Annotated in this window: 24 protein-coding genes; 21 read left to right on the plus strand and 3 right to left on the minus strand. The window is 41.1% G+C overall.

Going from position 1 to position 24798, the window contains the following annotated elements; genetic code table 11:
- Positions 1–22: 22 nt before the first annotated feature.
- The 8 genes from pspB to AC27JL_RS14750 all read left to right on the plus strand — a co-directional run bounded on the left by pspB (position 23) and on the right by AC27JL_RS14750 (position 7137).
- Positions 23–256 carry an envelope stress response membrane protein PspB gene (gene pspB / locus AC27JL_RS14715; protein WP_006793647.1) on the plus strand — a complete coding sequence of 78 codons (234 nt, stop codon included), beginning with the start codon at positions 23–25 and terminating at the stop codon, positions 254–256.
- The gene (pspC, locus tag AC27JL_RS14720; protein WP_006793646.1) at positions 253–654 is read left to right on the plus strand and encodes an envelope stress response membrane protein PspC; all 402 of its coding nucleotides are present in this window, start codon (positions 253–255) and stop codon (positions 652–654) included. Before pspB ends, pspC begins: the two co-directional genes overlap by 4 nt.
- 55 nt (positions 655–709) lie before the next feature.
- Positions 710–2134 (plus strand): YcjX family GTP-binding protein, encoded by a 1425-nt coding sequence (locus tag AC27JL_RS14725; RefSeq protein ID WP_487195925.1) that lies wholly within the window; start codon positions 710–712, stop codon positions 2132–2134.
- On the plus strand, positions 2131–3159 hold the full coding sequence (locus AC27JL_RS14730; RefSeq protein WP_487195926.1) for a TIGR01620 family protein: 1029 nt from the start codon (positions 2131–2133) through the stop codon (positions 3157–3159). Before AC27JL_RS14725 ends, AC27JL_RS14730 begins: the two co-directional genes overlap by 4 nt.
- 140 nt (positions 3160–3299) lie before the next feature.
- Complete coding sequence (gene megL, locus AC27JL_RS14735) at positions 3300–4481, plus strand: methionine gamma-lyase (RefSeq protein WP_487195927.1); 1182 nt, start codon at positions 3300–3302, stop codon at positions 4479–4481.
- Positions 4482–4718: 237 nt separating this feature from the next.
- Positions 4719–5516: a phenylalanine 4-monooxygenase gene (phhA, locus tag AC27JL_RS14740; RefSeq protein WP_008126648.1), complete on the plus strand. Its 798-nt coding sequence runs from the start codon at positions 4719–4721 to the stop codon at positions 5514–5516.
- A 37-nt stretch (positions 5517–5553) separates the two neighbouring features.
- A complete protein-coding gene (locus AC27JL_RS14745; RefSeq protein ID WP_006793641.1) occupies positions 5554–5898 on the plus strand; it encodes a 4a-hydroxytetrahydrobiopterin dehydratase in 345 nt (114 codons plus the stop codon).
- Positions 5899–6105: 207 nt separating this feature from the next.
- Positions 6106–7137 carry a DUF2804 domain-containing protein gene (locus AC27JL_RS14750; protein WP_203986569.1) on the plus strand — a complete coding sequence of 344 codons (1032 nt, stop codon included), beginning with the start codon at positions 6106–6108 and terminating at the stop codon, positions 7135–7137.
- 124 nt (positions 7138–7261) lie between these two features.
- Here AC27JL_RS14750 and dapD read toward each other — a convergent pair whose 3' ends face one another.
- From dapD to map, 3 genes are all read right to left on the minus strand, one after another.
- The gene (dapD, locus tag AC27JL_RS14755) at positions 7262–8089 is read right to left on the minus strand and encodes a 2,3,4,5-tetrahydropyridine-2,6-dicarboxylate N-succinyltransferase (protein ID WP_305400481.1); all 828 of its coding nucleotides are present in this window, start codon (positions 8087–8089) and stop codon (positions 7262–7264) included.
- 10 nt (positions 8090–8099) lie between these two features.
- Complete coding sequence (gene glnD / locus AC27JL_RS14760; RefSeq protein ID WP_010557179.1) at positions 8100–10718, minus strand: [protein-PII] uridylyltransferase; 2619 nt, start codon at positions 10716–10718, stop codon at positions 8100–8102.
- Positions 10719–10780: 62 nt separating this feature from the next.
- The gene (gene map, locus AC27JL_RS14765) at positions 10781–11566 is read right to left on the minus strand and encodes a type I methionyl aminopeptidase (protein WP_487195928.1); all 786 of its coding nucleotides are present in this window, start codon (positions 11564–11566) and stop codon (positions 10781–10783) included.
- A 272-nt stretch (positions 11567–11838) separates the two neighbouring features.
- Here map and rpsB point away from each other — a divergent pair, with 272 nt between their 5' ends.
- From rpsB to lpxA, 13 genes are all read left to right on the plus strand, one after another.
- Positions 11839–12567 (plus strand): 30S ribosomal protein S2, encoded by a 729-nt coding sequence (rpsB, locus tag AC27JL_RS14770; protein ID WP_006793636.1) that lies wholly within the window; start codon positions 11839–11841, stop codon positions 12565–12567.
- A 104-nt stretch (positions 12568–12671) separates the two neighbouring features.
- Positions 12672–13523: a translation elongation factor Ts gene (tsf, locus tag AC27JL_RS14775; protein ID WP_487195929.1), complete on the plus strand. Its 852-nt coding sequence runs from the start codon at positions 12672–12674 to the stop codon at positions 13521–13523.
- Positions 13524–13681: 158 nt separating this feature from the next.
- Complete coding sequence (gene pyrH, locus AC27JL_RS14780) at positions 13682–14431, plus strand: UMP kinase (protein ID WP_006793634.1); 750 nt, start codon at positions 13682–13684, stop codon at positions 14429–14431.
- Positions 14432–14480: 49 nt separating this feature from the next.
- Positions 14481–15002 (plus strand): ribosome recycling factor, encoded by a 522-nt coding sequence (gene frr, locus AC27JL_RS14785; RefSeq protein ID WP_282447153.1) that lies wholly within the window; start codon positions 14481–14483, stop codon positions 15000–15002.
- 81 nt (positions 15003–15083) lie between these two features.
- Positions 15084–15863, plus strand: a complete 780-nt coding sequence (gene uppS, locus AC27JL_RS14790) for an undecaprenyl pyrophosphate synthase (protein ID WP_008126663.1) — start codon at positions 15084–15086, stop codon at positions 15861–15863.
- A 20-nt stretch (positions 15864–15883) separates the two neighbouring features.
- A complete protein-coding gene (locus AC27JL_RS14795) occupies positions 15884–16750 on the plus strand; it encodes a phosphatidate cytidylyltransferase (protein WP_487195930.1) in 867 nt (288 codons plus the stop codon).
- Positions 16747–17952, plus strand: a complete 1206-nt coding sequence (ispC, locus tag AC27JL_RS14800; RefSeq protein WP_305400633.1) for a 1-deoxy-D-xylulose-5-phosphate reductoisomerase — start codon at positions 16747–16749, stop codon at positions 17950–17952. Before AC27JL_RS14795 ends, ispC begins: the two co-directional genes overlap by 4 nt.
- A 1-nt stretch (position 17953) precedes the next feature.
- Positions 17954–19306 carry a sigma E protease regulator RseP gene (gene rseP / locus AC27JL_RS14805; protein ID WP_487195931.1) on the plus strand — a complete coding sequence of 451 codons (1353 nt, stop codon included), beginning with the start codon at positions 17954–17956 and terminating at the stop codon, positions 19304–19306.
- A gap of 96 nt (positions 19307–19402) precedes the next feature.
- Positions 19403–21874 carry an outer membrane protein assembly factor BamA gene (bamA, locus tag AC27JL_RS14810; protein WP_010557176.1) on the plus strand — a complete coding sequence of 824 codons (2472 nt, stop codon included), beginning with the start codon at positions 19403–19405 and terminating at the stop codon, positions 21872–21874.
- A gap of 11 nt (positions 21875–21885) precedes the next feature.
- Positions 21886–22404 (plus strand): OmpH/Skp family outer membrane protein, encoded by a 519-nt coding sequence (locus AC27JL_RS14815; protein WP_006793627.1) that lies wholly within the window; start codon positions 21886–21888, stop codon positions 22402–22404.
- Between the two features lie 7 nt (positions 22405–22411).
- Positions 22412–23434 (plus strand): UDP-3-O-(3-hydroxymyristoyl)glucosamine N-acyltransferase, encoded by a 1023-nt coding sequence (gene lpxD, locus AC27JL_RS14820; RefSeq protein ID WP_487195932.1) that lies wholly within the window; start codon positions 22412–22414, stop codon positions 23432–23434.
- Positions 23435–23461: 27 nt separating this feature from the next.
- Positions 23462–23914, plus strand: coding sequence for a 3-hydroxyacyl-ACP dehydratase FabZ (fabZ, locus tag AC27JL_RS14825; protein ID WP_006793625.1), 453 nt, complete (start codon positions 23462–23464; stop codon positions 23912–23914).
- Between the two features lie 2 nt (positions 23915–23916).
- Positions 23917–24687 carry an acyl-ACP--UDP-N-acetylglucosamine O-acyltransferase gene (lpxA, locus tag AC27JL_RS14830; RefSeq protein ID WP_008126674.1) on the plus strand — a complete coding sequence of 257 codons (771 nt, stop codon included), beginning with the start codon at positions 23917–23919 and terminating at the stop codon, positions 24685–24687.
- Positions 24688–24798 lie beyond the last annotated feature (111 nt).

The following is a 24798-nucleotide window of genomic DNA, read 5'->3' on the forward strand; positions in this document are numbered from 1 at the left end:
AACGGATTGTCAGGAGAGGGTTATGTTTGATCCAGAGATACTAGTTGCACCATTTATCTTGTTTATGATTTTTGTTGCGCCACTGTGGTTAATTTTACACTACCGTAGCAAAAAACAAGTAAGCCAAGGGTTAAGTGAACACGAACATCGCCAGTTATTAGAACTAGCACACAAAGCTGAACGTATGGCTGATAGAGTCGAAACACTTGAAGCATTGCTAGACCAAGAGTCACCACAATGGAGACGCAAAGTATGAATGCCAAACGCGAATTATTAAGAGACCCACAACGCGGTAAAATAGCCGGAGTATGTGCGGGATTAAGTGACTACTTTAATATGGAGTTATGGTTAGTTCGCATTATATTTGTTAGTGCGGTACTGCTAGCAGGTGGCCCATTGTTTGTGGTAGCGTATATTGCAGCGTGGTTTATATTAGACAAAAAAGAGCCAACGACTGCACATGCGAGCAGCTCAACAAAAGCTGACGATCCGTTAGAGGTAAAATTTAAAGTATGGCAAAAGGGTGAGCCACCGCGCCGCGCTTTACAAGATTTAAAAGAGCGTTTAGCGCGAGTAGATACACGCCTTCAGGATATGGAACGCCATGTTACCTCAAGCGAGTTTACGGTAAGCCGTGAAATCAACAAACTTTAAAGGATTTAATAGCACTTTGTTCGGTGATTAAGCATCAATGAAGTGCTAGCCCATTATGAGTCGTACTTCATTTGCTAAAAAGACCTTTAAAAGTATTAAAGGCAATGCCCAAAAAGCCCTTCACCGTAGTTTAGATCAGCATGTAAAATTGGCTGTAACTGGGTTAAGCGGTAGCGGTAAAACCGCCTTTATTACAGCTCTAGTCAAGCAGTTAACTACACAAGCTAACGATAAAAACCTCCCTTTTTTTGATGTAATGCGAGAGCAGCGCCACATAGCCACTAAAGTTGTACCGCAAGAGGCGTTAAAGGTCCCTACCTTTGACTATCCGCGAGCACTCAATGCTTTACTCCCAAGTGATGGGATGCCTACATGGCCTGCATCAACCGAGCGTATTAACACCTTGCGTTTGGCTATTAAATACCAAAGTGCCTCTGGGTTACGTGGGCACTTTTCACCACAATCTACTCTGTATTTAGACATTATTGACTACCCAGGTGAATGGCTACTTGATTTACCTATGCTTGAGCAAAGCTATAGCCAGTGGTGCGAGCAACAATATCCGCTGTTATTACAGCACCCGCGTGTGAACACCTCTAGTGAATTTTTAAATGCGCTTGATCAGCTTGATTTAAACGCGCCTGTGGATGAGAGCGTACTTGCGCAAATTGCTGAACTTTATCAACATATGCTTGTGGGTCTCAAAAAAGACACCAAACTAGCTATGTTACAACCTGGGCGAATGCTTATGCCTGGTGATTTAAAAGGCGCGCCGCTATTATTGTTTTTCCCTGTTAATTTTAAGCAGGTTAATAGCGATGATATTATTGCGGGGTCAAATTTAGAGCATCTCATTAAGCGCTTTAATGCCTATGTAAAAGAAGTGGTTAAGCCTTTTTATAACGAGCACTTTAAACATTTTGACCGCCAAATAGTGTTAGTTGATGTATTAAGTGCTTTAAACGAAGGCCACGAAACACTACAAGAGCAAAGTAGCGTAATCAACCAATTACTCGCTCACTTTAATTACGGCGAGTCGGGATTTTTTAAGCGTTTATTTAAACCCAACATAGATAAAATACTCTTCGCGGCTAATAAGTCAGATCACATAAGTGCCAAGCACCACAAAGACTTAGCACTTCTACTTGATTCGCTAGTGCATGAGCAAACTAACTATTTAAAATTTGATGGCGTACAAATAGAAACAATGGCTATGTCGTCAATTACTGCAACGCAGCCGCGCCAAGTTACCGATAAAGGCCAAACGCTAGAGTGTATTTACGGCAAGCCACTTAACGAGCAAGATTGGATAACCTACTTACCCCCACAACCACCTAACCGCATGCTTAATAAAAATGAGTGGCCAGCGCAGGGGTTTGAGTTTTTGTCGTTTGCGCCTATGCCAACCCCCGACAAGCAACTTAAACATATTCGCCTTGATCATGTGATGCAGTATCTATTAGGAGACAAATTATCATGAGCGACACACAGCAAACTTTTCAAGCAGGTAGGCGAATTGATACTCAAGCTGATGAAAAAATTGAAGCTACGCTTGTACCCGCAAAAATAGTGGCTCAAGGTAAAAGTGACTATATTGAAGAACCTGATGAAGAGTTTATTGAAGATGAAATAGACCTAGAGCCGGTATATAAAAAGTCAAAATGGCAAACGCTTAAAGGGGTGTTTGCCATAAGCTTTTTAGTACTGGTGTTACTTGAATTTGCTTATTCATTAATGTTTGCATTTCAACAGTCGATTGTTTTAGGCGGTGTGTATTTAACCGCAGTGGTAAGTGGTGTGCTTCTTATTGGGCGCATGTTATGGCGCGAATATAGAATGTTGCGCAGCCTTAAGCGCAATCAGTTACACCGCCAAGAAGCTGACAGGCTCTTAAATAGCGAGCAAGTAGGCGGCGCATTGCCGTGGCTTGAAAAGCTAAACAAGCACCAAAAGCTTAATAATTTTGACAGCTTTAAAAAGCAAGTTGCACAGCATCACAGTGATAAAGAAATAATGACCCTTTACGCAAATAGCTTACTAATAACGCAAGACACACAAGCAAAAAAGCTTATAAACCGTTTTGCAACTGAGTCAGCTTTATTAGTTGCACTGAGCCCCATTGCGCTGGTGGATATGATGGCTGTGCTTTGGCGTGGTACTAAGTTAATTGAGCAAATAGGTAAAATTTATGGCATTGGTTTTGGTTACGCAAGCCGGATTAAGCTTTACCGTATGCTTATAAAACAAGTGATGTTTGTAGGCAGTGCAGAGCTTGTCTCTGATTTAGCAGCCACTGCGCTCAGTGCAGAATTGCTTGGTAAGCTATCTGGGCGAGCCGCACAAGGTGTGAGTGCAGGGATTTTTACAGCGCGAATTGGCTATAAAGCAATGGAGTTAAGCCGCCCATTACCTAAACTAGAACACAAGCGCAGCCTATTGAAAGGGACCGTTCAGAGCATTGCAGGTAAAATTTTAAAACGAGGAAAAACAGAGCCCACACAATAACATGGAAATATTTGTGTACAGGTAAATGGGTAAACTTTGCACAAATAGCCATCTGAGCATCCGGCATGCTTGTGATTTAAACTGTGGTACGTTTTTATCTATGTCACTAACAACACATAATAAAAATGAGCACAAAGATAATGACCAAGCATCATCTTCATACACAATGTATCCATGGCCCGCAAAAAGCAAACGACCCGCATGGCGCACTTACGTCGCCTTTGTATCAAACCTCCACCTTTCATTTTGAAAATGCTGCACAAGGTGCCGCACGTTTTGCAGGTGATGAACCCGGTTATATTTACACCCGCCTAGGCAATCCAACGACCACCGAACTTGAACAAAAGATAGCACAGCTAGAGGGCTGCGAAGCCGCTGCGGCAACGGCTACAGGCATGGGCGCTGTATCGGCATCGGTATTGAGCTTTTTATCACAGGGCGACCATCTTGTAGCATCAAGCGCATTATACGGTTGTACGTTCGCGTTTTTTGCACACATGTTGCCGCGCTGGGGAATTGAAGTCACTTTTGTTGATATGACCTGCGAGGACGAACTACGCGCTGCCATTAAACCTAATTCCAAAATGATATTTGTAGAAACACCAATAAACCCAACAATGGCTGTGATTGATTTAGCACTTATTGGCGCTATTGCTAAACAGCACAACTTAATTAGCGTGGTAGACAACACTTTTTTAACGCCATTGCTGCAATCACCAAAACAATATGGCATTGATATCATTATGCACAGTGCAACCAAATACATAAATGGCCATGGCGATGTGGTGGCAGGACTTGTGTGTGGATCGCTTGAGCATATTACCTTGATAAAAATGACCGTACTAAAAGACATTGGTGCAACCATAAGCCCACACGACGCATGGCTTATAAATCGCGGATTAAAAACCTTAGCCATACGCATGGAGCGTCACTGTCAGAGTGCACAAACAGTGGCTGAATACCTAGAGGCGCATCATCAAGTTAATATTGTTTATTACCCCGGCCTTAAATCACACCCAGGAAATAAATTTATTGGTAATCAAATGAAAGCGGCAGGTGGCGTGATTGCGTTTGAAATAAAAGGCACTTTACAACAAGGTGCGCAATTTATTGATAGTATGAAGCTTTGTACACTTGCTGTAAGCCTAGGCGATGCCGAAACACTGATTCAGCATCCTGCGTCTATGACCCATTCTCCTTATTCACCAGAAGAGAGAGCCGCCGCTGGTATCAGTGACGGGTTGATCAGGCTTTCTGTTGGGCTTGAAGATGTTAACGACATTATTAGTGATTTAGACCAGGCGTTTACTCAAATTTTTTAGCTGTATTTATTTGTTTACATGTAAGTCTGCGTGTAAAGCCTTTATATGTATAGCTGTAATTATAATGTGTCATGTGTGTAATTTTAACTTTACGAATGAGGTGATCGCGCCAAGTACAGATGTTAGCTTGTCTATTAAACTTTTCTTCACTTTTACATAGTATGGGGTCACTCGATATTCAATAGGTTTGAGTATCACACTGACACCGATTTAGGGCTCACAACCCAGAAGGTACTTATGGCTAAAGCAAGTAAATACACATCCAAAACACCAGACGAAAATGGTGTTATACATTGGAGTGATGAAGAAAATAAAATTTGGTCTGAGCTTGTAGCACGCCAACTTGCGTGCATAGAGGGCAAGGCCTGCGATGAGTATATGGAAGGACTTAAAAAAATAAATCTTCCACACGACCGTATACCGCAACTAAGCGAGCTTAACGAGGTACTTCTTGCCACCACCGGTTGGCAAGTAGCGCCTGTGCCTGCACTTATCGATTTTGATGAGTTTTTTAGGTTGTTAGCAAATAAACAGTTTCCGGTTGCCACGTTTATTCGAAGCCGTGAAGAGTTTGACTATCTTCAAGAGCCAGATATTTTTCATGAAATATTTGGCCACTGCGCTATGCTAACAAACCCTGATTTTGCCGAGTTCACACACAAATACGGGCAATTAGGGTATGCAGCGCAGAAAAAAGATCGTGTTTACCTAGCACGCATGTACTGGTTTACCGTTGAGTTTGGTTTAATGCAAACCGAAAACGGCCTGCGTATTTACGGTGGCGGAATTTTATCAAGCCCGGGTGAAACGCAGTATGTGTATTCAGATACACCAGAAATAACGCCTATGAGCGTAATTGATGTACTGCGTACGCCTTATCGCATTGATATTATGCAACCGCAGTACTACACCATTAATTCGATTCATGATCTGTTTGATATATCGCAAATGGATATTATGACTTTGGTTGAGCAAGCTAAAGAGCTTGGCTTGCATGACCCAAAATTTCCACCAAAAGAAAAATTAGCCAGTTAACTTTAATTTAAAAGAAACGCTAAAGTAAGGATTTAAAATGTCTTCATTAAGTGAACAAAAATGCGAAGCTTGCCACGTAGATGCACCAAAAGTGTCTGACGAAGAGCTTGCACAGCTTATTACAAAAATACCAGACTGGGTACCAGAAGTACGCGACGGCATTATGCAGCTAGAGCGTGTTTATAAATTTAAAAACTTTAAACAAGCTATCGCGTTTACTAACAAAGTAGGCGACATGGCAGAAGACGAAGGCCACCATCCTGGTTTATTAACCGAGTGGGGCAAAGTAACTGTAACGTGGTGGAGCCATTCAATTAAAGGCTTGCACAAAAACGATTTTATTTGTGCAGCTAAAACAGACGACGTATTTAACGCGCTGTAATTAAAAATTAATTGAGCAAACCTAAAAGCACTTATTTTTATAAGTGCTTTTTTATTGGTGTTGGTAAACTACCGCCTTTTATTATCAAAATTGTTACGACAAAAAGCATATGGATAACAAAACGAATATTTACCATGTAATTATCTTCTTAGGTTGATTATTTTATGCCCGAGAATAATATAGGCTGTAAATGAAAGGATAAGTTACATGCCAAAAAAATTGCAGCTGATTAACCCTGATGGTCAGGCTAACTTTGGTTTATTCCCACAGGGGATTGAGCATATTAATTACTTAGATTTTGATTTAAGAAACGCAATGGATAAGCCATGCGGTAAACTTGCAAAAAGATTTAAGTTTAACCAGTTTCAGTTTATAAGCATTACTTGCGATGAATTAGTTATTGGGCTTGCAATCGTTGATTTAAAAATTGCCAGCAACTGTTTTGTTTATGTTTACAATTTAAAAACAGAGCAGTTAGACGAGCACAGCTTTGTAAATTTATTTTCTAAAAACACATTAATTGAGCCGCTGCCAAATTCTGGCAATAGTTATTTTAAAAAGGGTGATAACAGCGTTTACGTTAATACCACAGATAGACCCGGTGAACGAAAGGTAACAGTTAAAATAAGTACCACGCTGATCCTTGATGCAATAATTAACGAGTCAGATAATTACCTTCCTTTGAGTGTATGTGCTCGAGCTGGTTATACTGGTTTCCATTTCACCCAAAAATCGGCCGCGCTAAATTGCTCTGGCACGCTTCTATTAAAAAATACCCGCTACGATTTTAGCCATATGAACGCATTGGCCTGTGTAGATTGGAGTGCAGGCTATATGCGTCGTGAAACATTTTGGAATTGGGCAAGCCTTGCCTGCAAATTACCTGATGGGCGCTACTTGGGAGTAAACCTTTCAGCAGGTGTAATTGAAACAGGATTTACTGAAAATGCTATTTGGCTTGACGGAAAGCTATACAAAATTGATATGGTTGATTTTAAGTTTAATCGTTATGGTAACGAAATTGATTGTGACAAGTGGGAACTTCACTCAAACGACGGCCTGATTAATCTTACTTTTGAACCTGTAAGCCAACGTTTTGATAAAACTAATTTACTCATTGTGGCCACGAATTTCACACAAAAAATCGGTCGTTATTTCGGTCAAATAACGCTTCCTAATGAAGTGATAACACTCAACGGGCAGTGGGGCTTAGCAGAAGATCACTATTCAAAATGGTAGATGTAGCTTTTGGGAATTAACGTATATAAACGAACGCTTTAAAAGAATGTAAGGCTCTAAATCTAAAAAGGTTCACAGCCTTATTTTTTCATCAATAATTTATACTAATGCCATTGTTTTCTATTTAATCATCAATCGAGCGAAGTAGGGCGTTAATGCCTACTTTTTCGCGTGTTTGTTGATCTACTTTTTTCACAATGATTGCAGCGTAAAGGCTGTGTGTGCCATCTTTTGATGGTAGTGCACCTGGTACAACTACTGCGCCTGCAGGTACGCGGCCGTAGTGAATTTCGCCGGTTTCACGGTCGTAAATACGAGTACTTTGGCTGATATAAACGCCCATTGAAATAACAGCGCCTTCTTCAACTACTACACCTTCAACAATTTCAGAACGTGCGCCAATAAAACAATTGTCTTCAATGATGGTTGGGTTAGCTTGTAGTGGCTCTAAAACGCCGCCTATGCCAACGCCGCCAGATAAGTGTACGTTCTTACCAATTTGTGCACATGAGCCAACAGTGGCCCATGTATCAACCATGGTGCCCTCGTCAACGTATGCGCCAATGTTTACGTACGAGGGCATAAGTACGACGTTTTTACCTACAAAGCTGCCTTTACGTGCTACTGCGTTAGGCACTACGCGCATGCCGCCTTGTTGAAATTGCTCTGGCGTGTAGTCGCTAAATTTAAGCGGTACTTTGTCGTAAAACTGATTAACGCCGTCGTTCATTGGTTGGTTGTCGCGAATACGAAAAGATAGTAAAACTGCTTTTTTAAGCCATTGGTGCACAACCCATTCGCCTGATATTTTTTCAGCAACACGCGCGGCACCGCTATCAAGTAGTTCTAGCGCGTCAATAATGGCTTGTTTTACATCGCTAGATACAGTGTTTGGGCTAATGCTGTCGCGGTTATCCCATGCGTTTTCGATCATTGTTTTTAAATCTGACATGTGTGTCCTCTTATTCTGTTTCGGCGTTGAATTTTTTACGTAATGCCTGATGAATTTTTGCTTGTTCTTCATCAGTCAGGGCTTGGTATTCGTTATTTGATACGACAAAGAAATCCTCTGCACGTTCACCTACCGTTGTTATGCGGGCTGCATGAATATGGAGTAAATGTGCTTGGAAAACTTCGGCTATTTTGGTTAGTAGACCGGGTATATCAACCGCTTGTATTTCAATTAAGCTGCGATCTTTTCTAGCATGTGGGCGCAGCACAATTTTGGGTTTGATATTAAAGTCTTTAAAACGTTGTGAGCGACTCTTTTTAAAGCGAATTTTTTTACGCGGATCGTTGAGTGCTTGCTCAAGGCCGCGTTTAATCGATTGCGCGCGGCTACTTGCGATAGGGTCGCCGCTGACTTCAAGAATAACAAAGCTAAACAGTACATAACCGTCTTTGGTGGTCAGTACTTGTGCGTGTTGGATCTGTGCTTTTTTAGTACCAATTATGTTTACTAAACGGGCGAATAGGGCACCCGAGTATGGGCTGTAAACAAACACTTGCGTGCCGCCGTGCATAGGCGCATTCGACACAATCACACTCGGTTGACTTAAATCGGTGCTATTTACTAAATGCTCGGTTTGCCACGATATTTGCTGCTCGCTAAATGCAGTAAAGTAGTTTGCTTTAAAGCGGCTCCAAATTAAGTCAATTTTTTCTTCAAGGTACCCTAAATTAAGCAGGCGTTGTTTTGCTTGGTGCTTTTTATCACGAATTTGGTCGCGTTGGTCCATTGGGTTTTCAAGGCCCAAACGCAATGCACGTTGTGTGTGCAAATAAAGTTCGCGCAATAAGGTGTTTTTCCAATCGTTCCATAGGTTGTCGTTAGTGGCACGAATATCTGCCACAGTTAAACAATAAAGGTAATCGAGTTGGCGCTCTGTTTTTACACGTGTTGCAAAGTCTTTGATTACTGTAGGGTCGTTTATGTCTTTTCTTTGTGCAGTTACCGACATAAGTAAGTGATTACCAACAAGCCATGCGATAAGCTTGCCATCGGATGATGAGAACCCATGTAACTTAGCAAATGCAATAGCATCGACCGACCCTAGCTCTGAGTGATCGCCACCACGGCCTTTCGCAATATCATGAAAAATACCGGCTAAATATAAAAGCTCGGGTTTATCCATTCGAGTGACTATTTCACTACAAATTGGAAACTCACTCACGCCCGTTTTATCAAAGTATTGGTAAATATTATTGATTAATTTGTGGGTGTGCTCGTCTACCGTGTAGGCATGAAATAAATCAAACTGCATTTGCCCAAAAATATTACGCCATTGCGGTAAGTATGCTGCCAGCATGCCGTGCTTATGCATTAATGTGAATGCGCGGCCCATACCGTTAGGGTGTTTTACCAAGCGTAAGAAGGCTTCACGGCAGGCCGCGTAATCTTGCAGGTCACCCAACAAACGACGGCGTACTTGGCGAATAGTACGTATGGTGCTTGGATAAATATGGGTAATTTCTGGATTTTCAGCAATGTGCTCAAACAGAACAAAAAGTTGATCGCGCCTAAAAAATACAGATGGGTCTTTAACACGAATTTGATGGCCAACACGCTCAAAATTTCTGTCGAGTACTTCAACAACGGCTTCGCTGCTTAGTGGCGAAATACTTTGCTCAAAATACGAAAGCAGCATTTGATTAAGTTCGCGTACACGGCTCATTATGCGAAATAAGCGCTTCATCATACGTTCAACCGACGCTTTACCATCGCTACCAAAGCCAAGTATTTCTGCAGCGAGGGGCTGGTGATCAAATAGTAAACGGTTTTCTGATCGTCCAGCGGCTAAGTGCAGGGCAAAGCGAATGTTCCATAGGTTTTCTAAACACTCTGAAAGCTCTTGAAACTCTTCATGGGTTAAGTAGCCATGGTTTATGAGCTCTTGGAGGGTTTCTGCTCTAAAATGCTTTTTGGCTACCCAAATAATAGTTTGTAAATCGCGAAGACCGCCTGGGTTTTCTTTTATGTTTGGCTCTAAGTTGTACGCTGTTCCGTGACATTTACGGTGACGCAGATTTTGCTCTTGTACTTTGGCTTCAAAAAAGTCGTTAGAGCCCCATACTGGCGTTTCGAGTATAAAGTTTTTAAGCTTTTCAAACTCAATATGGTTACCAAAAATTAGTCGGCTTTCGAGCAAGCTGGTGGCAAAGGTGACGTCTTCGCGTTTTTGCTCTATTGCTTGATCAATAGTACGAACGCTGTGGCCAATCTCTAAGTTAAGATCCCACAGCATAGTGACAAATTGACCTATTTTTTCACATACCGCTTCACTTGGTTGCTCTGTTACAAGCAGTAAGAAGTCGATATCTGAATAAGGGTGAAGCTCACCCCGTCCGTAACCGCCTACGGCAATCAGCGCTAAATCAGGCTCATGAGATAGATCATAAACATGAAATAATTTGATCAACAGGCGGTCGATAAACTCAGCCCGGGCATTAATTAAATTACCAACTGGTTGTTTTGAAAATTCGTTATGCAACCATTTGTAAAAATAGCTGGAACAATCGCGATAGTCACTTAGTTGCTCAGCATCGCTAAGCAACTTTTTTACTTTGTTGGGTAATGCCACGTGGGCTGGCTCCTCATTGAACCTTCCACATTGATAAACGTACTATCAACTGCGTAGGTTTATTAGTGTTCGATAATCCTGTCGATAGTATCATCTGATCGTAGCGTTAAAATTTCAACACCATTTTCAGTCACTAATAACGTGTGTTCCCACTGTGCAGACAAACTGCGGTCGCGTGTTACAACCGTCCACTCATCTTTAAGCAGTTTACATTGGCGCTTGCCCGCATTAACCATTGGCTCAATAGTTAAACACATACCCGCTTTTAATGTTTCACCGGTACCGGCTTTACCGTAATGCATAACCTGTGGTTCTTCGTGAAATTCGCTACCAATACCATGGCCGCAATATTCACGTACTATTGAGTAGTTGAAGCTCTCGGCGTATTTTTGAATTGCTTCGCCAATATCACCTAAACGTACACCCGGCTTTACCATTTTAATGGCAAGATATAAGCTTTCTTGTGTTACTTCAGCCAAACGCTTACCTTGAATGTTTGGTTTACCTACGTGAAACATTTTGGATGTATCGCCGTGGTAGCCATCTTTGATAACAGTGATGTCGATATTTACGCTGTCACCTTCTTTTAACGGTTTGTCGTTAGGAATACCATGACAAATTACATGGTTAACAGAGGTGCAAATTGATTTTGGAAAACCATGATAGTTTAAAGGAGCAGGGACTGCTTTTTGCTCGTTAACAATATAATCATGACAAATAGTATTTAGCTCATCAGTGGTGATCCCCGGCACGACATGTGGGCCGATCATTTCAAGTACGTCTGCTGCTAAACGCCCAGCTGCACGCATTTTCTCTATTTCTTCAGGGGTCTTGATAATAGCGCTCATTGAGGCTCCAAAGTTGCGTTTCTAACATTTTATCGCTGCATAATTTTTGCACGCGATGTTGAGTATTTAATTTTAATATGGTATAAAGCGCGCCGTCTTTTTACAAATAAATTCTTAAATGATTTTTTGTATTTAAGGCAAACACAATTTGATTTTAACACACACACGTATCGTCACATACACTTGGGTGCATTAGAAGTTTAAATACTTCGGTGTTGGTGCTATGGGATATGTGGAGGCCTAACCCTAAACAACTATAGAGGATCTATAAAATGGCAAACGTTTCAATGCGCGACATGCTTCAAGCTGGTGTTCACTTTGGTCACCAAGCACGTTACTGGAACCCTAAGATGAAGCCTTTCATCTTCGGCACTCGTAACCGTGTACATATCATCAACCTTGAGCAAACTGTACCAATGTTCAACAACGCACTTAAGTTTTTAAGTGGCGCTGCTGCAAACAAAGGTAAAGTTCTTTTCGTTGGTACTAAGCGCGCAGCAAGCGACGCAGTTAAAGAAGCTGCTATCGCAAGCGATCAGTTTTACGTTAACCACCGCTGGTTAGGTGGCATGTTGACTAACTGGAAAACAGTACGTCAATCAATCAAGCGTCTTAAAGACCTTGAAATCCAAAGCCAAGACGGTACTTTCGAGAAATTAACTAAGAAAGAAACGTTAATGCTTAACCGCGAAATGGAAAAGCTTGAAAAGAGCCTTGGTGGTATCAAAAACATGGGCGGTCTTCCAGACGCGATCTTTGTTATCGATGCTGACCACGAGCACATTGCTATTCGTGAAGCTAACAACCTAGGTATTCCAGTTGTTGCAATCGTAGATACTAACTCTAATCCAGACGGCGTTGATTTCATCGTTCCTGGTAACGATGATGCTATCCGTGCTGTAACCCTTTACACTAGCGCTGTTGCAGCTGCTATCACTGAAGGTCGCGAGAATAACATCGTTGCTCAAGCTGAGAATGACGATTTCGTTGAAGCTGAGTAATTAGCTGTCATCAAGTCTTCATCTTAATAGGATGAAGACTTGCTATTCTTGTAGAGCGGGTAACCCGCTTATCTAAACCAGATTTCAGATTTGAGGATTTACTAATGGCTGTAACTACTGCCCTAGTTAAAGAATTACGCGAGCGTACAGGCGCTGGCATGATGGATTGTAAAAAAGCGTTAACTGAGACTGATGGTGACATCGAGTTAGCGATTGAAAACATGCGTAAGAGCGGTGCTGCAAAGGCTGCTAAAAAAGCAGGTAACATTGCTGCTGAAGGTACTATCATCATCAAGCAAAATGCGGGTGTTGCGGTACTTGTTGAAGTTAACTGTCAAACAGACTTCGTTGCAAAAGATGTAAGCTTCTTAGCATTTGCTAACAAAGTTGCTGACGCTGCAATCGCTGAAACAGTTTCTATCGAAGACTTACAAGCTAAGTTTGAAGAAGACCGTGTTGAGCTAGTAACTAAAATTGGTGAAAACATCAACGTACGTCGCCTACAGTACATCGCTGGTGAAAACCTAGTTGAGTACCGTCACGGTGAGCGTATTGGTGTTGTTGTTGCTGGTGTTGCTGATGAAGAAACACTTAAGCACGTTGCAATGCACGTTGCTGCTTCAAGCCCTGAGTACTTAACACCTGCTGATGTTCCTGCAGATGTTGTAGAAAAAGAGAAGCAAGTTCAAATCGATATCGCGATGAACGAAGGCAAGCCTGCTGAAATCGCTGAAAAAATGGTTGTTGGTCGCATGAAGAAGTTTACTGGTGAGGTTTCTCTTACTGGTCAAGCATTCATCATGGAACCTAAAAAATCTGTTGGCGATGTTCTTAAAGAGAAAAACGCAACAGTTACTGGCTTCGTACGTGTAGAAGTTGGTGAAGGTATCGAGAAAAAAGAAGAAGATTTTGCTGCTGAAGTTGCTGCTCAAATTGCTGCTGCTAAAGGTGAGTAAGATTGACTAACTGTGAAGGACAAGGAAATTAGATGCAATTAAAGTACTATTTGCTTTTGCTTCACGCTTAGAAATTCTTTAAAATAACCGCGCTTTTATGTTTAACATAAGCGCGGTTATTTTTTATCCATAATTCAATAAAAGTTGGCCCCAAAACTATGACTATCAATCGCAAACCTATTTTTAGACGTGTTCTTCTCAAATTAAGTGGTGAAGCTTTAATGGGAGACGAAGGCTTCGGCATCGACCCTAAAGTTTTAGACCGTATGGCACAAGAAATTAAAGAGTTAGTAGAGCTCGACGTAGAAGTGGGTTTAGTTATTGGCGGCGGTAATTTTTTACGCGGTGGGTCATTAGCTGAAGCGGGTATGAACCGTGTAGTAGGCGATCACATGGGTATGCTTGCAACGGTAATGAATGGCCTTGCAATGCGTGATGCGCTGCATCGTGCTTTTGTAAACTGTCGATTAATGTCTGCTATTCCACTTAATGGTGTATGTGATGCATACAACTGGGCTGAAGCAATAAGCTTATTAAAAACTGGCCGCGTTGTTATTTTTGCAGCGGGTACGGGTAACCCGTTTTTCACTACAGATTCTGCTGCGTGTCTACGTGGTATTGAGATTGAAGCTGATACAGTCATTAAAGCAACAAAGGTTGATGGCGTGTTCAGTGACGATCCTGTGAAAAACCCAGAAGCGACACTTTACCGTCACTTAAGCTACAATGAAATTATTGATAAAGAATTAAAAGTTATGGATTTAGCGGCATTTACTTTAGCCCGCGATCACAATATGCCATTAAGCGTATTTAACATGAATAAATCAGGCGCGTTAAAACGCGTAATTATGGGTGAAGAAGAAGGAACACTTATCTCTTCACAAGCCTCAGATGAAGTAATCAAATAATTAGGATTGAACCGTGATTAACGATATTCAAAAAGATGCGCAAGCGCGCATGCAAAAGAGTGTAACAGCACTAGGTAGCCAACTTTCTAAAATTCGTACTGGCCGTGCTCACCCTGCAATTTTAGATGGCATTATGGTGTCTTACTACGGTGCTCCTACACCGTTAAATCAAGTTGCAAATGTAACAATTGAAGATTCACGTACGCTTGCCATTGGTGTTTTTGACAAGTCATTAGCACAAGCAGTTGAAAAAGCGATTATGGCGTCTGACTTAGGTTTAAACCCTATGTCGGCAGGTACAGTTATTCGTGTGCCACTTCCTCCACTTACAGAAGAGCGCCGTAAAGATTTAATTAAAATTGTACGTGGCGAAGTTGAAGGCGGCCGTGTTGCTGTTCGTAATATTCGCCGTGATGCTAATGGTGATATTAAAGCACTATTAAAAGATAAAGATATCTCTGAGGACGAAGCGCGCCAAGGCGAAGATGCAATCCAAAAGTTAACAGATAAATTTATCAAAGAAATGGACACTCAATTAACAGCGAAAGAAGCTGAATTGATGGAAATCTAAACAGCTAAATAAGCTGAGCTAGTGTATACAAATATATTAGTTTTGAAACGCCGTCTGGGTTATACTAGGCGGCGTTTTTTTATGGAATACTCGATATTTATGGCTTTAAACGCTGATACAATTTCACAACAATGTTTACCTAAGCATGTTGCTATCATCATGGACGGGAACGGGCGTTGGGCGCAAGCTAGAAATAGGCCTCGTGTGTATGGGCACAAAAAAGGCGTGGACGCTGTTCGTCAATCTGTTCAGTTTTGTACTAAATTAGGCGTACAATCGTTAACCTTATTTGCATTTAGCAGTGAAAACTGGCGCCGCCCTGAAGACGAAGTAAATACGTTAATGGAGCTTTTTTTGTTTGTATTAACAAAAGAGGTTAAAAAGCTTCACAAAAACAATGTAAAACTAACCATCATTGGAGATCTATCTCGGTTTTCTGAAGGGTTGCAAAACAAAGTACATAGTGCGCAGCAACTGACAGAAAATAACACAGGGTTGTGTTTAAATGTGGCTGCCAATTATGGTGGCCGTTGGGATATGGCAAACGCGGCTAAACAACTCGCAATGCAAGTTGCAAGCGGTGACATAGACGCACAAGATATTACTGAAGAGCGTATTGCGCAGCATATGAGCATGGCCGATCAACCTGAACCCGATTTACTTATTCGAACGGGGGGCGATGTTCGCATTAGTAACTTTTTACTATGGCAAGCAGCTTACGCAGAACTTTACTTTACCGAAACACTTTGGCCTGATTTTAATGAAGCAGCATTTGCTGAGGCCATTGCGTGTTACGTTGCTAGAGAGCGACGATTTGGTTGTACGGGCGAACAAATAAAACAATTACTCGCTCAAACCTAAATAGATTAAGGGTCACAATTTTGTTAAAACAACGCATTTTAACCTCGCTAGTGTTAGCACCCGCAGCGCTCGCCTTGGTTTTTTATACACCATTGACGTTATTTAGTTACTTTGCCGCCGCCATCGTTTTAATAGGCGCTTGGGAGTGGTCAGCTTTTATGGGGCTATGCGACAAAATAAAAAGAGGCGCCTTTGTTGTGCTTGTTGCAGCTTTACTCGCTGTGCTCAATTTACACTGGCCGATAGAGTCGCTTTGGCAAAATGGTCAGCTAGTGGGCGATGCTAATTATTTATTTACTTTGGCGTTTGCATGGTGGATTGTTGCTAGTTACTTAGTATGGCGTTATCCAGCCATGGCAAAAGCGTGGAATGAAGGGCTAGTAATGCGTGGCATTGCAGGGCTTCTGACGTTAGTGCCGTTATGGCTTGCGCTCAATACGCTTCGTAGTGCGCAATACCTTGAATCTACTCACTTTGGCTCTATGCTGATTTTGGTTGTATTAGGTATTGTATGGAGCGCTGATATTGGTGCGTATTTTACAGGTAAAAGTTTTGGTAAACACAAGCTTATGCCAAAAGTAAGTCCAAATAAAACAATTGAAGGCCTTGCCGGTGGTATTGTTGCATCAGTATTATTTGTTATGGCGTTTTGTCATTTTACCGACGTGGATTTAGCCGTATGGCCGATTTACGCCATTATGACGGCATTTATAGCGCTATTTTCGGCAATTGGCGATTTACTTGAAAGTATGTTTAAACGTGAAGCAGGCCTTAAAGACAGTGGCAAATGCTTACCTGGGCATGGCGGTATTTTAGATCGCATTGACAGCTTAACAGCAGCCGCGCCTATGTTTGTAATGTGTTATGCATGGACTTTAAGTTTATGAGTCATAAGCAGCAGCTAGTTATTTTAGGTGCTACGGGGTCAATTGGTTTAAGTACACTTGATGTTGTAGCAAAAAACAGTGATTTGTTTGATGTATTTGCTTTAACAGCGGGTCAAAATGCAAAAAAAATGGCTGAGCTTTGTATTAAGCATTCACCCCTTTATGCTGTCATGGCAACACAAAGTGCAGCGGAAGAACTGTCATTGCATTTAAAGGGTACAGCGTGCCAAACTCTGATTATGCATTCACAACAGGCAATGAGTGATTTATGTGCGCACCCTGATGTAGATATAGTTATGTCTGCCATTGTTGGAGCCGCAGGCTTGTTACCTACACTCAGTGCGGTTGAAGCAGGTAAAAAAGTGTTGCTTGCGAATAAAGAATCGCTGGTTATGTCGGGCCAATTGTTCATTGATAAAGTTAAAAAGCACAAAGCAACGTTACTGCCAATCGACAGCGAACATAACGCTATTTTTCAGTGTCTACCTCACTCACTACAAAATGCTCAAAGCGATAAAAACCTGCAAGATAATGGTGTCAGTAAAATCTTACTTACCGGTTCAGGCGGTCCATTTTTAACGCGTGATATACGTACCTTAAAAGATGTGACCGTTAGTGAAGCGGTAGCTCATCCTAATTGGTCTATGGGTCAAAAAATCTCAGTAGACTCCGCAACTATGATGAACAAAGGCCTTGAGTTTATTGAAGCCAAGTGGCTATTTAACTGTAATAGCGATGATATTGACGTTGTTATTCATCCTCAAAGCATTATTCACTCAATGGTTCAGTATCATGATGGCTCAATTTTAGCGCAAATGGGTAACCCTGATATGCGTACGCCTATTGCCCATGCATTAGCGTTCCCAAAACGAATTGACGCAGGTGTTAAATCGCTTAATTTTTCTGATATTTGTGATTTTTCGTTCACCAAACCTGACTTTACCCGTTACCCTAATTTGCAACTTGCTATTGATGCATGTTCGGCGGGGCAGGGGGCAACAACGACCGTTAATGCTGCAAATGAGATAGCTGTTGCTGCATTTTTAAAAGGTAAAATTGGTTTTACAGATATTTATAAAATTAATGCACAAACCTTAGAGTCGGCTCAATACACCAACGTACAGAGTTTAGATGAAATATTGCAATGCGATGAGCTTGCACGTCTCAGCGCAACTCAGTTTATAAATAAAGTGGCTCATTAGTATGTTTGATTTTATTTGGAATCTTGGCTCATTTATTTTGGCATTAGGCATTTTAGTTACTGTGCATGAGTATGGCCATTTTTGGGTAGCACGAAAGGCCGGTGTTAAGGTGCTACGCTTTTCTATTGGTTTTGGTAAGCCCTTAATTAAATGGCACGATAAATACAATACAGAATATGTCATAGCAGCTATTCCACTAGGTGGATATGTCAAAATGCTTGATGAGCGTGTGGACGATGTTCCACCAAATCAGCGACATTTATCGTTTAACTCAAAGTCAGTACAGGCACGTATTGCCATTGTTGCAGCTGGGCCTATGGCAAATTTTTTGTTTGCTATTTTTGCGTTAGCGGTGATGTACATGGTGGGTGTGCAATCGGTAAAACCAGTCGTAGGCAGTATTACTGAAGGGAGCCGAGCAGAGCAAGCCGGGCTGATGCCAAGCCAACACATTATTAAAATTGGTGATGATAATATAACCACGTGGCAAGACGCGACGTTTGCTTTTATGTCGCGATTAGGTGAAGAGCGCGTAGAGATTACAGTTCGCGATGAAAACTTACAAACACGAGTCAAAACGCTCAATATTGATGGTTGGAAGCTCGACCAACAAGATGTTCCTCCACTAACCTCTTTGGGTATTGTCCCCTTTAGGCCACAAGCCACATTAACGGTTGCAGCGGTGACTAAAAATTCGGCAGCGGAACAAGCAAATTTGCAAGTTAACGATACTATTTTGGCTGTAAACGGTGAAACTATAAGCAATTGGCCGCAATTAGTTAATGTAATTACGCAATCGGCTAACAAATCTTTACAATTTAGTGTAAAAAGACAAGATAGTATAAAAAGCATAACAGTGACCCCACAAGGGCGTGTTGGCAACAATGGTATAGAACAAGGTTTTTTAGGTGTAGCACCTGTTGTTCAGCAATGGCCAGAGGGGTATGTACAATCCCGAAGTTTTGGACCGCTAGATAGTATTGTTCGCGGTACAAAAGAAACTTGGCGGTTGATTACGCTGAGTTTTGACATGATTGCTAATTTAATTACGGGTCAGGTTTCGGTTAAAAACTTAAGTGGTCCTGTTGGTATTGCAGTGGGAGCAGGGACTAGCGTAAGCTATGGTTTAGTTGCTTTTTTAAGCTTTTTAGCCCTGATAAGCGTTAACTTGGGCGTATTTAATTTATTACCTCTGCCAGTGCTTGATGGTGGACACTTAATGTATTACATAATTGAACTTTTTCGTAAAAAGCCGGTCTCTGAAAAGACACAAGAATTTGGTTTTAAAGTGGGAGCGTTGCTACTCATTTTTCTAACATGTTTCGCTTTGTTCAATGATGTATCGCGTTTGTAATTACAGCGCAACATTTACTAATTAGAACACGATTGTAACGCACCCGTATTTTAGGTGTTAAGCGGTAATACAGTTGTAAAGGATAAAGATAATAAAATGGCTATAAAAAAACATTTGGCAGTTTCAAGTTTATTGGGTGCAAGCTTTGCCGCCCTAGGCCAAACTTCCTTTATTGTTGAAGACTTGAAAGTTGAAGGCTTACAACGCGTAGCACTTGGTGCTGCATTGACTCATATTCCTATTAACGTAGGCGATAATGTAGATGACTACACAATTTCAAAAACAATAAAGTCACTTTATCGTTCTGGTCACTTCGACAACATCAAAGCATTACGTGATGGCAACAACGTTATTTTTAAAGTAACAGAGCGCCCAACAATTAGCTTTATTGAGTTTGAAGGCAATAAAGATATCAAAGATGAGCAACTTAACGAGTCGCTTGATCAACAAGATATTCGCCAAGGCGAACCATTAGATAAAACCGTAATTGATAATATTGAAAAAGGCTTAGTAGAGTTTTTCCATAGTATTGGTAAATACAATGCAACGGTTGATATCAGCGTTACTAAATTGCCACGTAACCGCGTAAAACTTAAATTGGAGTTTGATGAAGGTGATGCCGCGTCTATCCGCCAAATTAACTTAGTGGGTAATGAACTTTTTTCTAACGAGGAATTATTAAAACTTGCTGAGTCTCAGCAAGATTTACCTTGGTGGCAATTTATGGGTAGCGATCGCTACCAAAAACAAACCATTGAAGGTGATTTAGAAAAAATCCGCAGCTTTTATTTAGACCGTGGTTACTTACGTTTTAATATTGATTCGACGCAGGTATCGGTAAGCCCAGAGCGTGAATCTGTATATGTTACGGCCAACCTTACCGAAGGCGTTAAATACAAGGTTAAAGGCTTTGATTTTATTGGTGACTTACTCGGTCGTGAAGATTTAATTAAAAGCGTTATCCCACTCAGAGCTGGTGAGCTTTACAATGGTTCTGTTGTAACATCTTCAGAAGAGTTCATTAAAAGTTATTTAGCACGTTTTGGTTATGCAAATGCTGAAGTGCGCACAATTCCTGAAATTGATGACGAAAAGCAAGAAGTTCAGTTAACTTTATCCGTTAACCCAGGTAAGCGTGTTTATGTTCGTCGTATAATTGTTGGTGGTAACCAAAACACCGCTGACGAAGTATTGCGCCGCGAAATGACGCAGCTAGAAGGTGCATGGTTATCAAACCAAAACCTCGAACGTTCAAAGCTACAAATTCAACGTTTACCTTATATGGAAACTGTTGATTTTAATGTAGTCCCCGTGCCAGGTGTAGACGATCAAGTTGACGTAGATTTCACAGTAAAAGAACAATCTGCCGGTAGCTTTAATGCTGGCCTTGCTTATGGTTCATACCTAGGTCTACAGTTTAATATTGGTGTGACTGAATCTAACTTCTTAGGAACAGGTAACCAAATTGGTTTAAATTTAAATACTTCTACTGGCTCTGAAAGTGTCAGTTTATCGTATACCGACCCTTATTTTACACCAGATGGTGTTTCACAAGGCAGCAGTATTTTTTACCGAAACTACGACGCAAGTAAGTTTAGTCTTGTAGATTACAAATCAAAAAGTTATGGTTTAGGTACAAATATTGGTTTTCCGATTGATGCAATCAACCGGGTTAATTTTGGTGTTCGTTGGATAAAAGAAGAGCTGTCAGATATTGCCGAGTACGAGCAAACGCGTGTATTACGTGAGACATTTTTTGACCCTGAAAACCCTGATGCAGGCTTTGACTTTACCAAATATGAATTAAGTGTTGGTTGGTCACGTATAACGGTTAACCGTGGTTTATTCCCGACAGCGGGTTCACGCCAAACGTTAAATTTAACGGGAACTACACCAAACTCAGATTTAACTTACTTCAAGCTTAATTACGATTCACGCTTTTATTGGCCAATATCTAACGATCACCGCTGGGTTTTCTCAGCTCGTGCGGCGCTCGGTTATGGTAATGGTTATGGGTCAACAAATGGATACGATCAAACGCTTCCATTCCAAGAGTTCTTCCGTATTACGGAAATGGAACTACGTGGCTTTGACCGTAATACAATATTGCCACAAGCTGTGTCACGTATTGCAACGACGATTCCTGGGACACTAAACCCAGATGGTTCTACCTCAGGTCCTATCAATAGTGCGTCAGAGTTTGACCAGTTAATACCACAAGGTCGAATTGGTGGTAACGCCAAAGCGGTGGCGGGTATGGAGTTGATTGTTCCTACACCGTTTTTGGATGAAGAAAACACAAGTTCAGTGCGTACCAGTTTCTTTGTTGATGCTGCAAACGTATGGGACACAGAGTTTAGCGTAGACCGTTATCAAAACTTACTCGTAGATCAACGCAATAAGCTGGATGATTATTCAGATCCTATGCGTTTTAGAGTATCGACCGGTTTATCATTACAGTGGATCTCTCCAATGGGTCCAATGCTGATTAGTTTTGCGTATCCATTGCAAAAAGAAGAAGATGACGATACGAAGACCATCAGTTTTAATATTAGTAACACTTTCTAAAGGAGTTTTTTATGACTAAATTATTTAAATCAACGGCAGTGGCTGTTTTAGCAACGTTAATGATGGGTACTTCTGCTAGCGCTCTTGCGCATAAAGTAGGTGTTGTAGATATGCAAGAAATCTACAAGCAAATTCCTCAAATGGCTAAAATTGAGCAGTCACTACAAAGCGAGTTTGCTGAGCGTCGCCAAGAGCTTGAAAAGTTACAAGGTGATATTCGCTTTGAAGCTGAGAAGTTTAAGCGTGAGAGCACAACGATGAGCCAAGCTCAAAAAGATGCACTTCGTGATAAAATTCAAGGTATGCAAAAAAACCTTGCTGAAGTAGGTCGTCCTTTAGAGCAAGAAATCAAAGCTCGTCAAAACCAAGAGCTTGCAAAAGTTCAGGGCTTAATTATTAAAACAATTGAAGAGATTGCTAAAGACGGTGACTTTGATGAAGTTAAAGTAAAAGACACTACAATTTACTTCAACCCTAAAGAAGTAACAGACCTCTCATCTAAAGTAGTAACAGCTGTTAGCAAGAAATAATCACTCTATGCAAAATTATACGCTTTCGCAAATTGCGGAACTTCTAGGCGCCGAACTTCAGGGTGATGGCGCTTTAGAAATAACAAAAATAGCGACACTTGCAAATGCCCGTACTGGGCATATTGCATTTTTAGCGAACTCAAAATATCGTGTTCAACTTGAAGCCACTCAAGCCAGTGCTGTTATCGTTAACCAAGCAGATGCCGCGCATTTTAATGGTAATAAAGTGATTGTTTCAAATCCGTATGTCAGTTACGCAAAGCTTGCGCAATTTATGGATACAACACCACGTTCTGCCTCTTTGGGTATTCATCCAAGTGCAATAATTCACCCTAGTGCAAATATAAGTAAAAGTGCTGCTATAGGCGCTAATGCAGTTATAGAGGCTGGTGCAGTTGTTGGTGATAACGCGCAAATTGGTCCGAACAGTTTTATCGGAGAACGTGTTAAAATAGGTGCCGGGACAAAGCTTTGGCCTAGTGTGACTATTTACCATGACGTTGAAATTGGATCGGATTGTTTGTTCCAGGCAAATAGTGTTGTTGGTAGCGATGGGTTCGGTTATGCAAATGAGCGTGGGCAGTGGCTTAAAATTCCTCAGCTAGGCTCTGTGATCATAGGCGATAAAGTAGAAATAGGCGCCAGCACTACAATTGACCGGGGCGCACTTGATAATACAATTATTCATAGCAATGTGATTATTGATAATCAATGTCAAATAGCACACAACGTTGAAGTTAACTCGGGCACAGCAATTGCTGGCTGCTCTGTTCTTGCAGGTAGTGTTACCATAGGTAAAAACTGCCAAATTGGTGGTATGACTGCAATTAATGGTCACATGTCAGTATGTGATGGTGTTATAATTACGGGTATGAGCATGGTGACAAAATCAATCACCGAGCCCGGTATTTATTCATCAGGTATGCCCCATACAACTAACAAAGAATGGCGTAAATCAATTGCTCACTTGCGTAATCTATCAGACATGAAGTCTCGTTTGAAAGCGCTTGAAGCACTGGCTAAGTCATAAACGTTGAACACATAAAAGGATGCTATTTTGGCAAACGAATTAAATAGCCTTGATATTCAAGAAATCTTAGCTTTATTACCACACCGTTACCCGATGCTTTTAATTGATCGTGTTATTGATTTTACTCCGGGTAAGACATTGCATGCCATTAAAAATGTATCTATAAACGAGCCTATTTTTACTGGCCATTTTCCAAACCAGCCTATTTTCCCTGGTGTGCTAATATTAGAAGCTATGGCACAAGCTACAGGTCTTCTTGGTTTTAAAACAGTTGAAAATCGCAGCGAAGACGAGCTTTACTTATTTGCAGCAGTAGACAACGCTCGTTTTAAGCAACCGGTTGTGCCTGGTGATACATTGCATTTGCATGTAGAGTTTTTAAAAGAGCGCCGCAATATATGGAAGTTTGCTGCAGAGGCTAAAGTTGACGGCAAAGTAGTATGTAGTGCCGAAATTATGTGTGCGAGAAGAGAGTTTTAATAGTGATCCATTCTACAGCAATAATCGAACCTGGCGCTAAACTAGGCAACAATGTCTCAGTTGGTCCATATAGTTATATAGGCAATGATGTTGTTATCGGTGATAACTGTATTATTGAATCTCACGTTGTTGTTAAAGGACCGTCGACCATTGGTTCTGGAAATCATATTTTTCAATTTGCGTCTGTCGGTGAAGCTTGTCAAGACAAAAAATACAACAACGAACCCACTACATTAATCATTGGTGACAATAATGTTATCCGTGAGTGTGCAACCATTCACCGTGGTACCATTCAAGACCAAGGCGTAACAAAAATTGGTAGTAATAACTTATTTATGGCTTATACCCACGTGGCACATGATGCAGTGATAGGCGATAACGTAATTTTTGCTAATAATGCCAGTGTTGCAGGCCATGTTCATGTTGCTGATTGGGTTATTTTAGGTGGTAATTCAGGGGTTCATCAATTTTGTAAAATAGGGGCTCATGCGTTTATTGGCATGTACTCTGGTGTTAACAAAGATGTTCCACCATTTGTGACCACGATTGGTATGCCAGCAGGCCCTGCTGCAATCAATAAAGAAGGTATGAAACGCCGAGGCTTTGAAAGCGATGAAATAATGGCTGTTCGCCGAGCGTATAAAGCGTTTTATCGTAAGAGTTTAGGTGTTGATGAAGCAATTGAATCACTAAGTGAAGATGCGGCTAAATACCCTGCAGTACAAACTATGATAGATTTTGTTAAAAGCTCTGAGCGCGGGATCGTAAGATAAGCACTTTTTGTTTTTAAATAAACCACCTTAGAGAAATCGACGGTGGTTTTTTATTGCTTTTAAAATATTTTAATTCAGTATGCACTCAGCGAGGTAAGGTTAACCTTTGCG

The organism is Pseudoalteromonas sp. 4NS20-0020 (genome assembly GCF_057554385.1).

What these genes read in the sequence shown, in the direction of transcription:
- pspB (WP_006793647.1), top strand. Translation starts at nt 23, where the DNA reads ATGTTTGATCCAGAGATACTAGTTGCACCATTTATCTTGTTTATGATT.
- pspC (WP_006793646.1), top strand. Translation starts at nt 253, where the DNA reads ATGAATGCCAAACGCGAATTATTAAGAGACCCACAACGCGGTAAAATA.
- AC27JL_RS14725 (WP_487195925.1), top strand. Translation starts at nt 710, where the DNA reads ATGAGTCGTACTTCATTTGCTAAAAAGACCTTTAAAAGTATTAAAGGC.
- AC27JL_RS14730 (WP_487195926.1), top strand. Translation starts at nt 2,131, where the DNA reads ATGAGCGACACACAGCAAACTTTTCAAGCAGGTAGGCGAATTGATACT.
- megL (WP_487195927.1), top strand. Translation starts at nt 3,300, where the DNA reads ATGACCAAGCATCATCTTCATACACAATGTATCCATGGCCCGCAAAAA.
- phhA (WP_008126648.1), top strand. Translation starts at nt 4,719, where the DNA reads ATGGCTAAAGCAAGTAAATACACATCCAAAACACCAGACGAAAATGGT.
- AC27JL_RS14745 (WP_006793641.1), top strand. Translation starts at nt 5,554, where the DNA reads ATGTCTTCATTAAGTGAACAAAAATGCGAAGCTTGCCACGTAGATGCA.
- AC27JL_RS14750 (WP_203986569.1), top strand. Translation starts at nt 6,106, where the DNA reads ATGCCAAAAAAATTGCAGCTGATTAACCCTGATGGTCAGGCTAACTTT.
- dapD (WP_305400481.1), bottom strand. Translation starts at nt 8,089, where the DNA reads ATGTCAGATTTAAAAACAATGATCGAAAACGCATGGGATAACCGCGAC.
- map (WP_487195928.1), bottom strand. Translation starts at nt 11,566, where the DNA reads ATGAGCGCTATTATCAAGACCCCTGAAGAAATAGAGAAAATGCGTGCA.
- rpsB (WP_006793636.1), top strand. Translation starts at nt 11,839, where the DNA reads ATGGCAAACGTTTCAATGCGCGACATGCTTCAAGCTGGTGTTCACTTT.
- tsf (WP_487195929.1), top strand. Translation starts at nt 12,672, where the DNA reads ATGGCTGTAACTACTGCCCTAGTTAAAGAATTACGCGAGCGTACAGGC.
- pyrH (WP_006793634.1), top strand. Translation starts at nt 13,682, where the DNA reads ATGACTATCAATCGCAAACCTATTTTTAGACGTGTTCTTCTCAAATTA.
- frr (WP_282447153.1), top strand. Translation starts at nt 14,481, where the DNA reads ATGCAAAAGAGTGTAACAGCACTAGGTAGCCAACTTTCTAAAATTCGT.
- uppS (WP_008126663.1), top strand. Translation starts at nt 15,084, where the DNA reads ATGGAATACTCGATATTTATGGCTTTAAACGCTGATACAATTTCACAA.
- ispC (WP_305400633.1), top strand. Translation starts at nt 16,747, where the DNA reads ATGAGTCATAAGCAGCAGCTAGTTATTTTAGGTGCTACGGGGTCAATT.
- rseP (WP_487195931.1), top strand. Translation starts at nt 17,954, where the DNA reads ATGTTTGATTTTATTTGGAATCTTGGCTCATTTATTTTGGCATTAGGC.
- bamA (WP_010557176.1), top strand. Translation starts at nt 19,403, where the DNA reads ATGGCTATAAAAAAACATTTGGCAGTTTCAAGTTTATTGGGTGCAAGC.
- AC27JL_RS14815 (WP_006793627.1), top strand. Translation starts at nt 21,886, where the DNA reads ATGACTAAATTATTTAAATCAACGGCAGTGGCTGTTTTAGCAACGTTA.
- lpxD (WP_487195932.1), top strand. Translation starts at nt 22,412, where the DNA reads ATGCAAAATTATACGCTTTCGCAAATTGCGGAACTTCTAGGCGCCGAA.